The following is a 15,025-nucleotide window of genomic DNA, read 5'->3' as shown; positions in this document are numbered from 1 at the left end:
CGGGGCAAAACATGAGCGTGGCAATACGGGTCATACCCTGCCTCGACGTGGACGCCGGTCGCGTGGTCAAGGGAATCAACTTCGAGGACCTCCGCGATGCCGGGGACCCGGTTGAACTGGCACACCGCTATGACCGGGCGGGTGCCGACGAGCTGACGTTCCTCGACGTCACAGCCTCTTCCGGCAATCGCGCCACCACCTTCGACGTGGTCGCGAAGACGGCCGAGGAAGTCTTCATTCCGCTGACGGTGGGAGGCGGCGTCCGGGAAATTTCCGACGTCGACCGGTTGCTGCGTGCGGGCGCCGACAAAGCGTCCATCAACACCGCGGCGGTTGCGCGTCCGCAGGTCATCGACGAGATCACATCCCAATTCGGGTCGCAGGTCCTGGTGCTGAGCCTCGACGCGCGCCGAACCCATGACGACTCGACGCCGTCGGGCTTCGAAGTCACCACGCACGGCGGCCGGAAGGGTACCGGAATAGACGCGGTCGTCTGGGCCCGCGAGGCGGCCGACCGCGGCGTGGGAGAGATTCTGCTGAACTCGATAGATGCCGACGGCACCCGCGAGGGCTTCGACCTGGAAATGATCAGGATTGTCCGCGCTGCAGTGAAGGTGCCGCTCATTGCCTCGGGCGGCGCGGGCGAGCCTGCACACTTCCCACCGGCTGTGGCCGCAGGGGCGGATGCGGTACTCGCTGCGTCTGTGTTCCACTTCGGTCCCGTCGACGCGATCGCCGAAGTGAAAAGGGCTATCCGGGACGCCGGATTTCCTGTTCGCTGAGAACCGGAGGTTAGAGTCCTACTTCGGCGCTCTCCAGAAGAGCGACGGCGTCAGGCTGTCCTTCAAAGGTGACCAACGCGTGGCGGGTACGCCCGTGGGCGTGCATGAGCAGCTCGCCGGGCTCGCCGACGATCGCCACTGAAACCGGTGCGCGTTTGGCGACGTGCCTCGGGCCGTCCGGCCGTACAAGCACAATGCCAAGGTCAACGCCGCGGTAAAGGATGGCGGCGCGCTTGATCAGTTCGTCCCAGAGCGCGCTCGAGTATTCCTCATCCAGGGCACGCGGCGCCCATCTGCTGGTCGCCCGGCGCACGTCTTCGGTATGAACGAAGTATTCAATGAGGTTGGTGCTGGTGTCTATGGAGCGCAGGCGCATCGGAGAATAGAACGGATGGCCCCTGCGGAAGTCGTTCACAAGTGCCTCGTAAGCCGGTGCGGATGCGGATTTGGCGGCGAGTTTGCGCGTTGCCTTCTCCGAGACGACCGAAAGCGGCTTGATGAGCGCGCCGATCCCAACGCTGGGTTTGTGGCCCCGGAGGTACAGGTGCGCGGCCAGTTCCTTCGTCTGCCAACCGTCGCACAGCGTGGGGGAGTGGGGCCCGGCCGCGAGCAGAGTTTCGGCGAGGACTTCACGGGAGGGGTCAACGAAATGCATCACTGTTGAAAATAGCATGATAAGCATCTCCATGCCCGGGTTCTGGCGCGTACTGCTCCGGCGGACGAACCTGAGGGAACTTCACACACCCCGTACACGGCGCCCGATGCGGCAGCCCGGTCCGGCACGACTAGAATCAGTTGCGATGTCACAACACCCCGAACCCGCCACATTCCCAGCTGCCGGCGAAACGCCCGAGCTAGATCCAGCGGTTGCCGACGCGCTCAAGCGGGACGCCGCCGGCCTCGTCGCCGCGATCGTCCAGGCCGATGACACGGGGGAGGTGCTGATGCTCGGTTGGATGGATGATGAGGCCCTTCGGCGGACCCTGACCAGCGGTCGCGTCACCTTCTACTCGAGGTCCCGCCAGGAGTACTGGCGCAAGGGCGACACCTCGGGCCACGTGCAGTACGTGAAATCCGTCGCGCTGGATTGCGACGGCGACGCACTGCTCGTGAGGGTGGATCAGGTGGGCGCGGCGTGCCACACCGGCACCCGGACGTGTTTCGACGGCAGGGATCTCGCCGCCGTCGTCGGCTCCGCATAAGCTTCGCCGCAGAGGAACACCGCAGGCAGGAACAACTACGCCCTTCAGAGCGATGGGCGCGAGGATTTAGGAAACGCATTTCATGGATGAGCTCGGAGTAATCACCCCCGGTCTGGAGGAGTTCCGCGCGCTGGCCCGGGACCGGCGGGTCATACCTGTCCGCCTGACTGTGCTCGACGATGCTCACACTCCGATCGGCATCTACCGGAAGCTGACCGACGGGCACCCGGGCACCTTCCTCATGGAATCCGCTGCAGAGGGCGGCGTATGGTCGCGGTATTCGTTCATCGGTGTCAACTCCCGGGCCACCCTCACCACCAGGGACGGCGAGGCGTGCTGGCTAGGGGAGCCTCCGGCGGGAGTACCCGTGGACGGCAACCCCGTCGAGGCCCTTCGGCGGACAGTGGAGGAACTCCAGACCGCGCGATTCGACGGGCTTCCGCCCTTCACCTCCGGCATGGTCGGATTCATCGGCTGGGAATCCGTCCGTCACTGGGAGAGGCTTACTTCCCCGCCGGAGGATGACCTCGAACTGCCTGAACTGGCAATGAACCTTGTCACGGATATGGCCATCCACGACAACGCAGGCGGCAGGGTCACCCTGGTGGCCAACGCCATCAACTATGACAACTCATCCGCCCGCGTGGATGAAGCCTGGCACGACGCCGTAGCCCGACTGCGGAGCATGCTTCAGCGGCTTGCCTCCGCGTCCAACCAGCCGGTGTCCGTCCTGGCCGACGGCGCCTCCGACAGTACAGCGCTGATGTCCCGCGTCCGGGAGCGCTGGGACCGGGACCGTTACCTTGCTGCGATCGAGCGCGGCAAGGAAGCCATCGTGGACGGCGAAGTGTTCCAGGTGGTCATTTCGCGCCGATTCGAACTGGACTGCGAGGCGTCCGCCCTCGACGTCTACCGGGTGCTGCGCACCACAAACCCAAGCCCGTACATGTACCTCTTCAGTCTTGAGGACGCGGCAGGACGGCCGTATTCCATCGTCGGGTCCTCACCGGAAGCACTCGTCACCGTCAAGGGCGCGGAGGTCATCACCCATCCGATCGCGGGCTCGCGGCCGCGCGGCAAGACCGCCGAGCAGGACCGGGTCCTTGCAGAGGAACTGCTTGCGGATGAGAAGGAGCGTGCCGAGCACCTCATGCTGGTGGACCTCGCGCGTAATGACATCTCCAAGGTGTGCCGGCCGGGAACAGTGGACGTTACGCAGTTTATGGAGGTCGAGCGGTTCAGCCACATCATGCACCTCGTCTCGACCGTCGTGGGACAGTTGGATCCGGCCCGCTCCGCTTATGACGTGCTGGCCGCGACCTTCCCCGCTGGAACCCTGTCCGGTGCGCCCAAGCCCCGGGCACTCCGGTTGCTCGATGAACTCGAACCGCACAAGCGCGGCATTTACGGCGGAGTGGTGGGGTATTTCGACTTCGCCGGTGACATGGATATGGCGATCGCGATCCGGTCCGCGCTGCTGCGCGACAACCGTGCCTACGTACAGGCCGGCGGGGGAATCGTCGCTGATTCGGAACTTGAGGCTGAGGCGCTGGAGACGGTCAACAAGGCCGCGGCTCCGCTGCGCGCGGCGCTGATGGCTGCGAGCCTGCGCCCGGTAACTGATACCGGCGAAGGCACGCCGTGAGCTCCGCCCCGGAGCCGGGCCCATCGGCTCAGTCCCGTACCCCCGCCCTGCGAAGCAAGGGCGTCGTCGTCCTCGCGACGGTCCTCGCGGCGCTGGTGGCCTTTGGCAGTACCACCCAGACATGGCTTTCGGTCACCCTGCCGCAAACCGACGTCCAGACTCCATCCATTCAGGTCGCAGGATCGGACGCTGCGACGGCAGTGACCGCGTTCGCACTGGTGGGCCTGGTGGCTGCGCTGGCCGCGTCCATCGCCGGACGAACCGCCCGCTGGATCATCGCGGTCATACTGACGGTGGCCGGCGCAGGCATCATCTTCAGCAGCCTGGCGGTCGTTACGGACCCGGCGGTCTCTGCCGCGCCCGCCATCGGAGAAGCACTCGGTGTCACCAGCCAGGACGGCGTGTCCGTTACGGCCACCGCCATGCCGTGGCTTGCAACCGTAGGGGGCCTGTTGCTGGTGTTTTGCGCGGTATGGCTGCTCATCGCAGGCAAGGGTTGGCGCTCGGCGCGCCGCTATGAAAGCCGGGTCGAACAGTCGGGCGTGCGCAACCGGCCAGGAAAGGCCGATACGAACGCTGATGAGATCGACAGTTGGGACAGGCTAAGCCGGGGAGAGGACCCAACCGGTTGAGTGTCCGGCCGAATCAACGCCCTGCCGAATCAATGGCAGAATGGACACAGACCACAGCACAAGGAGATACGCCATGGCTAGTACCGCGCCTGAAACCCGTTCCAATGAAACCCCTATGGCTGAGCATTCAGCGGCCCGCGATGAAACTATCGGACACGGCAACAGCCCGGCAGCGTGGACGTGCGTCTTCGTGATGCTCGCCGGCGCGGCACTGTCCTCATTCGCGTTCATCTTCGCCAGTACCGAGGGCAACATGGACGCCGGCACCATCCTGTTCTGGATCGGGATCCTCATCATGGTGATCGGCCTGGCCCTTGGAATCATCCTGAAGATGCTTGGATTCGGCGTAGGTGGCCACCGGCTCAAGAATTCCGGGCACTAAGTGAGCGTTCTCGACGAGATCATTGTCGGGGTCCGGGAGGATCTCGATGGACGCAGGCAGCACCTCCCCCTGGGAGAAGTACGCGCTATGGCAGAGCAGGCGCCTGCGCCGCGGAACGCCTATGCTGCCCTCAGCGCGCAGGGCAGCGGCGTGCGCGTCATCGCGGAGGTCAAGCGGAAGAGCCCGTCCAAGGGTGAACTTTCGGACATCCAGGACCCCGCTGAACTCGCCGCCGCTTACGAGCGCGGCGGAGCTGCGGTGATCAGTGTCCTCACCGAAGAGCGCCGTTTTGGCGGATCGCTGGCCGACCTCGACGCCGTCCGCGCAGCCGTGGATCTTCCGCTCCTGCGCAAGGATTTTACGATTGATGAGTACCAGATCTGGGAAGCGCGTGCCCACGGCGCGGACCTGATTCTCCTCATCGTCGCCGCGCTCGACGACGCCACCTTGGCGTCTTTCCTCGAGCTCACCGAACGGCTCGGCATGCATGCCCTCGTCGAAACGCACACGGCCGAGGAAGTGCAGCGCGCAATTGCCGTCGGCGCCCGGATCATCGGCGTCAACGTGCGCAACCTCAAGACACTGGACATCGACCGGTCGGTCTTCCCGGCACTGGCAGGGCTCATCCCGGCCAACGCCGTCGTGGTCGCTGAGTCAGGCGTCCGGGACACCGCCGACGTCGAACTCTATGTTGCCGAGGGAGCGAAAGCGGTCCTCGTCGGCGAGGCGCTCGTCCGTCACTCGAATCCCGAGGAGACTGTCCGCGAGTTCGCCCGCGCGGGCAGCGCACTGCACCACTGAAGCTGTCGCCGTCGACACGGACAGCAGCACACCATCACGAAGGACAGCAGGTTCATGACCGACATTCCACAGCCGCAGTCTGCAACTGACAACCCAGCGGAGGCATTTCTCGGCGGTGAATCGCTGCGCCACGCGCAGGGTCCGTACTTCGGCGCCTACGGCGGGCGATGGATGCCCGAGTCCCTGATCGCTGCGTTGGATGAGCTGGAGGACACTTTCGACAAGGCCAAGTCGGACCCGGAGTTCCTGGCGCAGGTCGCCGAGCTCAACCGGTCCTACTCCGGCCGTCCGTCCCTGCTGACTGAAGCGCACCGTTTCTCCGAGCACGCCGGCGGCGTCCGGGTTTTCCTCAAGCGCGAGGACCTGAACCACACCGGGTCGCACAAGATCAACAACGTGCTGGGTCAGGCACTGCTCGCCAAGCGGATGGGAAAGACCCGCGTCATTGCCGAGACCGGTGCCGGCCAGCATGGCGTTGCAAGTGCCACCGCTGCCGCCCTGCTTGGACTCGAGTGCGTTGTTTACATGGGGGCCGAGGACTGCAGGCGCCAGGCCCTGAACGTCGCTCGCATGCAACTGCTTGGTGCGGAGGTTATCCCCGTCACCAACGGATCGCAGACGCTCAAGGACGCCATCAATGACGCGCTGCGTGACTGGGTTGCCAACGTGGACACCACTCACTATCTGCTCGGCACGGCTGCCGGCGCGCACCCCTTCCCCGCGATGGTCCGTTACTTCCACGAGGTCATCGGCGAAGAGGCGCGGGAGCAGATGCTCAGCACCGCCGGCCGCCTCCCGGACGCGGTCTGCGCCTGCATCGGGGGCGGGTCCAACGCCATCGGAATCTTCCACGGCTTCCTGGACGACCGTGAAGTTGCACTGTACGGATTCGAAGCGGGCGGCGACGGGGTCGAGACCGGCCGGCACGCCGCAACGATCACGCTCGGCCGGCCCGGAGTGCTCCACGGCGCACGCTCATACCTGATGCAGAACGATGATGGACAGACCATTGAGTCACACTCCATCTCGGCCGGTCTGGACTACCCCGGCGTGGGGCCCGAACATGCCTTCCTGGCCGATATCGGCCGGGCGAATTACGAGCCGATCACTGACGCCGAAGCCATGGAAGCGTTCCGGCTGCTATGCCGGACAGAGGGCATCATTCCTGCCATCGAGTCCGCGCATGCATTGGCAGGAGCGCTGAAGGTCGGGCAGCGCCTTGCAGCAGAGCCTGGGGATCCTCGCGAGAAAATCGTCCTCGTCAACTTGTCCGGCCGTGGTGACAAGGACGTCGCTACGGCGGCGGAGTGGTTTGACCTGCTGCCTGAAGACAGCGCAGAGGCCGAGATCGGCGCCGAAGGGGAGCAGCTGTGAGTACCGGAACCGTAAGCAAGTCGGCCGCAGCGATCGAGCGCGCCCGCGCCGACGGACGCACCGCTCTGGTCGCCTACCTGCCTGCGGGCTTCCCCGACGTCCAGACCACGATCGATGCTGCTGTTGCGCTTGCTGAAAACGGGGTGGACCTGATCGAGATCGGTATTCCGTACTCTGATCCGGTCATGGACGGAGTGGTTATCCAGCAGGCAACGGTCGAGGCGCTCCAGAACGGTTTCGCCGTGCGGCAGATCTTCGACGTCGTCGCGGGAATCACCAGCCGCACCGACGCGGCCGTGCTTGTGATGACCTACTGGAACCCCGTCATGCGGATGGGCGTCCGCGAATTCGCGCGCCGCCTCGCCGAAGCCGGCGGCGCCGGCCTCATCACGCCGGACCTCATTCCGGACGAGGCAGACGAATGGATAACTGCGTCGGACGAGTTCGGTCTTGACCGCGTCTTCCTGGTTGCGCCCTCGAGCTCCCCGGAACGCATGCAGTCCACCGTCGACGCAACCCGCGGGTTCGTCTATGCGGTGTCCATTATGGGCATCACGGGCGCACGGTCCTCCGTCAGTTCAGCGGCACGCGAGGTCGTGGCTGCCGCGCACCGCGCCGGCGCCGAGCGGGCATGCGTCGGGCTTGGCGTCTCCACCGCGGAGCAGGTGCGCGAAATCGGTGCCTACGCGGACGGGGCGATCGTCGGCACTGCGCTGGTGGCCGCACTTCGGGACGGCGGCGTCCCCGCTGTGGCGGCCCTGGCCAAGGACCTGAGCACCGGAACCCCGAAGGGTTGAGCATGATCCCCGCCAGCATCCCCAGTCCGCCCGCGGAATGGGCAAGCTTCTCCATCGGACCGGCCACCATACACGCTTACGCGCTGTGCATCCTGGCCGGCATTATCGTCGCACTGCTACTCACCTCCGCCCGTTGGAAGCGTTACGGCGGCAACCCCGACGTCGTCTGGGATGTAGCCATCTGGGCTGTCCCCTTCGGTCTCGTCGGCGGCCGTCTTTACCATGTCTTCTCCTCGCCGGACGCCTACTTCGGTCCTGACGGAGATCTGTCCCGCATACCCAGGATCTGGGAAGGCGGTCTGGGCATCTGGGGGGCCGTGGCCCTGGGCGCGGTCGGAGCCTGGATCGGATGCCGTCGTGCGGGTGTCCGCCTGTCCGCCTTCGCCGATGCTGCCGCTCCGGGAGTCTTGCTGGCGCAGGCTATCGGCCGCTGGGGAAACTGGTTCAACCAGGAGCTGTTCGGCGCGCCCACCAACCTGCCCTGGGGTCTGGAGATCGATGCTGACAACCCCAACTTCCCTGCGGACGCTGCTCCGGGAACGCTGTTCCATCCCACCTTCCTCTACGAGTCGCTGTGGAATCTCGCGGGTGTTGCGCTTCTGCTCCTCCTGGACCGCAGGTTCACTCTGCGCGGCGGCCGTATGTTCTGGCTGTACGCCGCCTACTACACCGCCGGTCGTGTCTGGATCGAGGCGCTGCGAATCGATGATGCCGAAATGATTACCCTGCTGGGCGTGACACAGCGGCTGAACGTCTGGACGAGTGTGCTTGTACTCCTCGTTTCCCTCGCAATCTTCATCTACCTCACGGTGAAGCAACAGGGCGTCACGGAGCACTCCGTGTACCTGCCCGGACGTGCTCCTGCCGCCGCCGATGACACCGTCGCAGCCGTCCCTGTCACAGATAACGGATCGGGCACAGAGGTCCATAGTTCGGACACATCAGCTGAGACAGGTCCGGACCGTGGTAATCTTCCAGAAATAAAAGACGCCTCAGGTACGGCCGCCTCCGCGGAACCAAACCCCGAGGAATCCAGGGAATCAGACTCCCGCAAGTAGCGTCCAGCGGGGCCACCGCCCCTTCCCAAGGACGATGTCACAGCGTCGTGGCTCCGCTCGGTACATCAGCTAGCTCACCGGCTTTGCGCCGTATCGGGAATTGATCAGGCCCATCGCCATCAATCCGCGCCCGCAAGCCATGCTGGCGTGAGGTGTGTCGGCCCTACAATGTGCACTAAGAAAATGACGCGCCTCCCGGAAGGGCAAGCGCGCCTCGGGGCCGAAGCCGTCCCCTCCCGACGCTCCATCATGGGGGAAGGACTCTATCTATGACTGCACCCATCACCGGTACTCTGCCGGACAGTATCCACGCGGAATCGCCGTTCTCACGGTTCGCTTCCTACCCGAAGGCATCCGGGCTTTACAACCCGGAAAACGAGAAAGACGCCTGCGGCCTGGCCGTCATCGCCACGCTTCGCGGTGAACCCGGCCACGACATTGTCGATGCCGCCCTCACTGCGCTGCGCAACCTCGAACACCGCGGTGCCGTCGGCGCCGACGAGGGCACGGGCGACGGCGCGGGCCTCCTCACCCAGGTACCCGACGAGTTCTTCCGGGCCGTCGTTGACTTCGAGCTTCCGGCGCCCGGCAGTTATGCCGTGGGAACCGCGTTTCTTCCGGCTGAGGCGGGTGAGGAGTCAACCGCCCGTGCCGGCATCGAGAGCCTCGCCGAGTCCGAGGGCCTCACAGTCCTGGGCTGGCGCGAGGTCCCGGTGGCAGCTGACCTCGTCGGGTCCATGGCCCGGGCGTGCATGCCGCATTTCGTTCAGCTCTTCATCGCTCCTGTCGGCGGCAAGGTCGAGGACCTCGACGCCAAGGCTTTCCGCCTGCGCAAGCGCGCCCAGAACAAGTACGGGGTGTACTTCCCCTCGCTGTCGTCCAGGACGATGGTCTACAAGGGGATGCTCACCACCGCTCAGCTCGAGCCGTTCTACCCGGACCTGTCAGATCCCCGGTTCAAGACCAAGCTCGGGATTGTTCACTCGCGTTTCTCGACGAACACCTTCCCCTCATGGCCGTTGGCCCAGCCGTTCCGCAGCATTGCGCACAACGGCGAAATCAACACTGTGAAGGGCAACCGGAACTGGATGCGCGCACGCCAGTCGCAGCTCGCGCACCCGTTGCTGGGTGATTCGCCCGAGGAGCTGTACCCGATCTGTACCCCTGGAGCTTCTGACTCCGCGTCGTTCGACGAGGTGGCGGAACTCCTGATGCTCGCGGGTCGCCCCATCACCCACGCGATCATGATGATGATCCCGGAGGCGTGGGAAAACCACACCTCGATGGACCCCGCGCGGCGCGCCTTCTACCAATACCACTCCATGCTGATGGAGCCGTGGGACGGACCGGCAGCTGTGTCCTTCACGGACGGACGACTCGTCGGAGCGGTCCTGGACCGCAACGGGCTCCGCCCCGCCCGCTACTGGGTCATGGAGGATGGACTTGTAGTCCTGGCCTCGGAGGTTGGCGTCATCGACGTCGAACCTTCCAAGATCGTGCGCAAGGGACGCGTCTCGCCCGGCAAGATGTTCCTCGTTGATACCGAGGACGGCCGGATCATCGAAGACCAGGAGGTCAAGGCTGAGATTGCCGCCGCCAACCCCTGGGGCGAATGGGTCAAGGAAAACCTGCTCGATCTGAAGGACCTTCCTGAGCGCGAGCACGTCGTGCACACGAAGGCGTCCATCAACCGCCGGCAGCGGACCTTTGGTTACACCCAGGAGGAACTGCGTATCCTGCTGGGCCCCATGGCGAGGGCCGGGGCAGAGCCGCTTGGAGCCATGGGTTCCGATACTCCCATTGCCGTGCTGTCCAAGCGCCCGCGACTGTTGTTCGACTACTTCGTGCAGTCCTTTGCCCAGGTCACGAACCCGCCGTTGGACGCGATCCGGGAAGAACTGGTCACGTCCATGGGCGTCACCATCGGTCCCGATGGCAACCTTTTGTCCTCGAGCCGAGTGCGTTCCAAGCAGATCGCGCTGGACTTCCCGGTCATCAACAATGATGAGCTGGCGAAAATCGCCAATCTTGAGTCCGACGACGGCGACCGCCTCACAGTCCGAGTACGCGGCCTGTACCGGGTCGACGGCGGGGAGGCGTCCCTGCGTGCACGGCTGGCGGAGATCTGCGAGCAGGTGTCGAGCGCAATCAACCGCGGCATCCAGTATGTGGTCCTCTCAGATCGCGATTCGAACGCCCAGTGGGCCCCGATTCCTTCTCTGCTGCTGACCAGCGCCGTCCATCACCACCTGCTCAAGAGCGCCACCCGGACCAAGACCTCCCTGGTGGTCGAAGCGGGCGACGTCCGCGAAGTCCACCACGTCGCTGTGCTCATCGGGTACGGTGCCTCCGCCATCAACCCTTACCTCGCGATGGAAAGCTGCGAGGAACTGGTGCGCAACGGAGACATCACCGGCGTTACCGCCGAGCAGGCAGTCGCCAACCTGATCAAGGGCCTCGGCAAGGGCGTCCTGAAGATCATGTCGAAGATGGGTATCTCCACCGTCAGCTCCTACTGCGGTGCGCAGACTTTCGAGGCCCTCGGCCTTGCCCAGGACCTCGTGGACGAATACTTCCACGGCACGCAGACCCAGCTCGGCGGCGTCGGACTCGACGTGGTTGCCGCTGAGGCAGCGGCCCGGCACGAGTTCGCCTACCCGCAGGACGGCATCGAAGACCCGTACCGCAGCCTGGACAACGGCGGCGAGTACCAGTGGCGCCGTGAAGGTCCGCCGCACCTGTTCAACCCTGAAACGGTGTTCAGGCTGCAGCACGCCACGCGGGAACGGCGCTACGACATCTTCAAGTCCTATACCAGGGGAGTCGACGACCAGTCCCGCGAGCTGATGACCCTGCGCGGTCTGCTCGGCTTCAAGGCAGGGTTGCGCCCTCCGGTACCGCTCGAGGAGGTCGAGCCGGTCTCCAGCATCGTCAAGCGCTTCTCCACCGGCGCCATGAGCTACGGATCCATCTCGCAGGAAGCCCACGAAACCCTTGCGATCGCGATGAATCGTATCGGCGCCAAGTCGAACACCGGTGAAGGCGGCGAGGACGTGGACCGGCTGCTCGATCCTGAGCGCCGCTCCGCGATCAAGCAGGTTGCGTCGGGACGTTTCGGTGTCACCAGTCTGTACCTGACCAACGCTGACGACATCCAGATCAAGATGGCGCAGGGAGCCAAGCCCGGCGAGGGCGGCCAGCTGATGAGCCAGAAGGTCTACCCCTGGGTGGCCCGGACACGGCACTCCACTCCGGGAGTCGCGCTCATCTCTCCGCCGCCGCACCACGACATCTACTCGATCGAGGACCTGGCGCAGCTCATCTATGACCTGAAGCGCGCGAATACCTCGGCACGTGTGCACGTGAAGCTCGTTTCGGAGGTCGGGATCGGCACCGTGGCGGCTGGCGTCACAAAGGCCAAAGCCGACGTCGTACTTATTTCAGGGCATGACGGCGGAACGGGCGCCAGCCCGCTCAATTCCCTCAAGCACGCGGGTGTTCCGTGGGAACTCGGCGTCGCTGAAACACAGCAGACGCTGATGCTCAACGGACTTCGCGACCGCGTGGTTGTCCAGGTGGACGGTCAGCTGAAGACCGGACGTGACGTGCTGATCGCCGCACTGCTCGGCGGCGAGGAGTTCGGGTTCGCTACCGCTCCGCTGGTGGTCTCCGGCTGCATTATGATGCGCGTCTGCCACCTCGACACCTGTCCTGTCGGCGTCGCGACACAGAACCCCGAACTGCGGAGCCGCTTCACCGGCAAGCCTGAGTTCGTGGTGAACTTCTTTGAGTTCATCGCCGAGGAGGTCAGGGAACTGCTTGCGGAGCTCGGGTTCCGCTCACTCGATGAGGCCATCGGCCGCAGCGAGGTTCTCGATGTGCAGCGCGCCGTCCAACACTGGAAGGCGGACGGGCTGGACCTGGACCCCATCCTGCGGGGCAACGAGTTCGGCGAGGACGCTCCCCTGCGGAACATGCTCCCGCAGAACCACGAGCTGGACCAGCACTTCGACAACAAGCTGATCGACATGAGCAGCGACGCGCTGAACCACCGCGCTCCTGTGAGAATCACGCTCGACGTCGTCAACACCGACCGGTCAGTCGGCACCATGCTCGGTTACGAGGTCACGCGCCGGTTCGGCACGGATACGTTGGCGACGGACACCATCGACGTCACCCTGACCGGCCACGCGGGGCAGTCGCTCGGCGCCTTCCTTCCGGCGGGTATCACGCTGCGGCTGCTGGGAGACTCCAACGACTACGTGGGCAAGGGGCTTTCGGGCGGGCGAATCATCGTGCGTCCGGACAGGGCCAACGTCTTCGCCGCCGACCGCAACGTGATTGCCGGCAACGTCATCGGTTACGGCGCAACCAGCGGCGAGATCTTCCTTCGCGGTCAGGTGGGGGAGCGGTTCCTGGTACGCAACTCCGGTGCCACTGCAGTCGTAGAAGGCATCGGTGACCACGGGTGTGAGTACATGACCGGTGGCCAGACTCTCATCCTCGGCCGAACCGGCCGGAACTTCGGCGCCGGCATGTCGGGAGGCACGGCCTACGTCCTTGACCTCGATGAAACCCGGGTGAATGTCCAGGCGCTGAACAGCGGCGAACTGAAACTGGAGAAACTCGACGCGGAAGACATCGAGATTGTCCGGCAGCTGCTCCTGCGGCACCAGGAAGAAACCGAGTCGACGCTCGCTGCCAAACTACTCGAGGATTTCGAGGCAACTGTCCCGCGCCTGACCAAGGTGCTGCCGCGTGACTTCGCACGCGTTCTCGATGCACGGGCCGCTGCCATTGAAGAGGGACTCGATCCCGACGGCGAAGAGGTCTGGAACAGGATTTTGGAGGTTACCGGTGGCTGACCCACGCGGATTTATGAAGGTGCGCGAGCGGCAGACGCAGCCGCGCAGGCCTGTCCCGGTCCGGATCATGGACTGGAAAGAAGTGTACGAAGCCCAGGAAAAGGGCGTCCTCAAGAGCCAGGCGGGCCGCTGCATGGATTGCGGTATTCCGTTCTGCCACCAGGGATGCCCGCTCGGCAACCTCATTCCGGAGTGGAATGACCTGACGTGGCGTGACAAGGGCCGCGAGGCGATCGACCGGCTGCACGCCACGAACAACTTCCCCGAGTTCACGGGCAGGCTGTGCCCCGCTCCGTGCGAGGCATCCTGCGTGCTCGGAATAAACCAGCCTCCGGTCACGATCAAGCAGGTCGAGGTCTCGATCATTGACGAGGCGTTCGACAATGACTGGGTCCACCCGCATCCTCCGGAGCGGCTCACAGGTAAGACCATCGCCGTCGTCGGTTCCGGTCCCGCAGGCCTTGCCGCAGCCCAGCAGCTTACCCGGGCCGGTCATACCGTGGCCGTGTACGAGCGTGACGACCGCATCGGTGGCCTCCTGCGCTACGGAATTCCGGACTTCAAGATGGAAAAGATCCAGCTTGATCGCCGCCTTGACCAGATGAAGGCTGAGGGGACCCGCTTCCGGGCAGGCGTCGAGGTGGGCCGTGACATCAGCTGGGACCAGCTGCGCCGCCGGTACGACGCCGTAGTAATCGCCACCGGCGCCACAGTCCCGCGCGACCTGCCGATCCCCGGCCGCGACCTCGATGGCGTGCACTTCGCCATGGAGTACCTCGTGGACGCCAACCGTGTTGTCGCCGGCGAGGAAGTCGAAGACCAGATCCACGCTGAAGGCAAGCACGTTGTCATCCTGGGCGGCGGTGACACAGGCGCCGACTGCATCGGTACCGCACACCGTCACAAGGCTGCATCCGTCACCACCCTCGCAATCGGCCAGCAGCCGCCGAGTGAGCGTATGCCCAACCAGCCGTGGCCGACTTTTCCCACGCTCTTCGAGGTCGCCAGCGCACACGAGGAAGGCGGCGAACGCACTTATCTGGCGTCCACCGTTGAATTCGTTGGCGAGGACGGCAAGCTGAAGGCGGTCCGGGTCGCTGAAACCGAGTTCATCAATGGAAAGCGGCTCCCCAAGGCCGGGACCGAACGGGATATCCCGGCGGATCTGGTGTTCCTGGCGCTTGGCTTCACCGGCCCCGAACCCGCGGGAATTCCCGAGCAGCTCGACGCTGCTTTTGACGGCCGCGGTAACGTTGAGCGTGACGGATATTACATGACCAATACGCCCGGCATCTTCGTAGCAGGCGACGCAGGACGCGGACAATCGCTCATTGTGTGGGCAATCGCCGAAGGGCGGGCGTGTGCTGCCGCGGTTGATCAGTGGCTGATGGGTCAGACCAAGCTGCCTGCGCCAGTGGCACCGACAGACCGCGCTCTCAACGTCCTGTAATTCCTGCGGGCGCCGGAGCGAACAGCAATCCACGAAC

At 64.8% G+C, this 15,025-nt stretch carries 12 protein-coding genes; 11 read left to right on the top strand and 1 reads right to left on the bottom strand.

Going from position 1 to position 15,025, the window contains the following annotated elements; translation table 11 throughout:
- Nucleotides 1–11 precede the first annotated feature (11 nt).
- A complete protein-coding gene (hisF, locus tag AC4D1W_RS11735; RefSeq protein ID WP_490898838.1) occupies nucleotides 12–782 on the top strand; it encodes an imidazole glycerol phosphate synthase subunit HisF in 771 nt (256 codons plus the stop codon).
- Between the two features lie 10 nt (nucleotides 783–792).
- Here the strand turns inward: hisF and AC4D1W_RS11730 are convergent, their stop codons facing one another.
- On the bottom strand, nucleotides 793–1,437 hold the full coding sequence (locus AC4D1W_RS11730; protein ID WP_490891765.1) for a TIGR03085 family metal-binding protein: 645 nt from the start codon (nucleotides 1,435–1,437) through the stop codon (nucleotides 793–795).
- 145 nt (nucleotides 1,438–1,582) lie between these two features.
- Here AC4D1W_RS11730 and hisI point away from each other — a divergent pair, with 145 nt between their 5' ends.
- The 10 genes from hisI to AC4D1W_RS11680 all read left to right on the top strand — a co-directional run bounded on the left by hisI (nucleotide 1,583) and on the right by AC4D1W_RS11680 (nucleotide 14,988).
- Nucleotides 1,583–1,984, top strand: coding sequence for a phosphoribosyl-AMP cyclohydrolase (gene hisI, locus AC4D1W_RS11725; RefSeq protein WP_490891433.1), 402 nt, complete (start codon nucleotides 1,583–1,585; stop codon nucleotides 1,982–1,984).
- 82 nt (nucleotides 1,985–2,066) lie between these two features.
- The gene (locus AC4D1W_RS11720) at nucleotides 2,067–3,629 is read left to right on the top strand and encodes an anthranilate synthase component I (RefSeq protein WP_490898837.1); all 1,563 of its coding nucleotides are present in this window, start codon (nucleotides 2,067–2,069) and stop codon (nucleotides 3,627–3,629) included.
- Nucleotides 3,626–4,261, top strand: a complete 636-nt coding sequence (locus AC4D1W_RS11715; protein ID WP_490898836.1) for a Trp biosynthesis-associated membrane protein — start codon at nucleotides 3,626–3,628, stop codon at nucleotides 4,259–4,261. The genes AC4D1W_RS11720 and AC4D1W_RS11715 overlap by 4 nt, the downstream gene beginning before the upstream one ends.
- A gap of 73 nt (nucleotides 4,262–4,334) precedes the next feature.
- Nucleotides 4,335–4,643 (top strand): HGxxPAAW family protein, encoded by a 309-nt coding sequence (locus AC4D1W_RS11710; RefSeq protein ID WP_490891437.1) that lies wholly within the window; start codon nucleotides 4,335–4,337, stop codon nucleotides 4,641–4,643.
- The gene (trpC, locus tag AC4D1W_RS11705; RefSeq protein WP_490891439.1) at nucleotides 4,644–5,444 is read left to right on the top strand and encodes an indole-3-glycerol phosphate synthase TrpC; all 801 of its coding nucleotides are present in this window, start codon (nucleotides 4,644–4,646) and stop codon (nucleotides 5,442–5,444) included.
- A 54-nt stretch (nucleotides 5,445–5,498) separates the two neighbouring features.
- On the top strand, nucleotides 5,499–6,818 hold the full coding sequence (gene trpB, locus AC4D1W_RS11700) for a tryptophan synthase subunit beta (RefSeq protein ID WP_490898835.1): 1,320 nt from the start codon (nucleotides 5,499–5,501) through the stop codon (nucleotides 6,816–6,818).
- Nucleotides 6,815–7,615 (top strand): tryptophan synthase subunit alpha, encoded by an 801-nt coding sequence (gene trpA, locus AC4D1W_RS11695; RefSeq protein WP_490898834.1) that lies wholly within the window; start codon nucleotides 6,815–6,817, stop codon nucleotides 7,613–7,615. The genes trpB and trpA overlap by 4 nt, the downstream gene beginning before the upstream one ends.
- A 2-nt stretch (nucleotides 7,616–7,617) precedes the next feature.
- The gene (lgt, locus tag AC4D1W_RS11690) at nucleotides 7,618–8,673 is read left to right on the top strand and encodes a prolipoprotein diacylglyceryl transferase (RefSeq protein WP_490898833.1); all 1,056 of its coding nucleotides are present in this window, start codon (nucleotides 7,618–7,620) and stop codon (nucleotides 8,671–8,673) included.
- A 269-nt stretch (nucleotides 8,674–8,942) separates the two neighbouring features.
- Entirely contained in the window at nucleotides 8,943–13,538 is a 4,596-nt protein-coding gene (gene gltB, locus AC4D1W_RS11685) for a glutamate synthase large subunit (protein WP_490898832.1), read from the top strand.
- A complete protein-coding gene (locus tag AC4D1W_RS11680; RefSeq protein WP_490891445.1) occupies nucleotides 13,531–14,988 on the top strand; it encodes a glutamate synthase subunit beta in 1,458 nt (485 codons plus the stop codon). Before gltB ends, AC4D1W_RS11680 begins: the two co-directional genes overlap by 8 nt.
- The last annotated feature ends 37 nt before the right edge of the window (nucleotides 14,989–15,025 follow it).

This window comes from Arthrobacter sp. TJ-170, from assembly GCF_058269305.1.
Note: the sequence above shows the minus strand (reverse complement) of the source record. Positions and strands in the feature narration are given on the sequence as shown.

Bases quoted from the DNA above. Each gene is read 5' to 3' on its own strand.
- hisF (WP_490898838.1), top strand. From the start codon at position 12: ATGAGCGTGGCAATACGGGTCATACCCTGCCTCGACGTGGACGCCGGT.
- AC4D1W_RS11730 (WP_490891765.1), bottom strand. From the start codon at position 1,437: ATGCATTTCGTTGACCCCTCCCGTGAAGTCCTCGCCGAAACTCTGCTC.
- hisI (WP_490891433.1), top strand. From the start codon at position 1,583: ATGTCACAACACCCCGAACCCGCCACATTCCCAGCTGCCGGCGAAACG.
- AC4D1W_RS11720 (WP_490898837.1), top strand. From the start codon at position 2,067: ATGGATGAGCTCGGAGTAATCACCCCCGGTCTGGAGGAGTTCCGCGCG.
- AC4D1W_RS11710 (WP_490891437.1), top strand. From the start codon at position 4,335: ATGGCTAGTACCGCGCCTGAAACCCGTTCCAATGAAACCCCTATGGCT.
- trpB (WP_490898835.1), top strand. From the start codon at position 5,499: ATGACCGACATTCCACAGCCGCAGTCTGCAACTGACAACCCAGCGGAG.
- lgt (WP_490898833.1), top strand. From the start codon at position 7,618: ATGATCCCCGCCAGCATCCCCAGTCCGCCCGCGGAATGGGCAAGCTTC.
- gltB (WP_490898832.1), top strand. From the start codon at position 8,943: ATGACTGCACCCATCACCGGTACTCTGCCGGACAGTATCCACGCGGAA.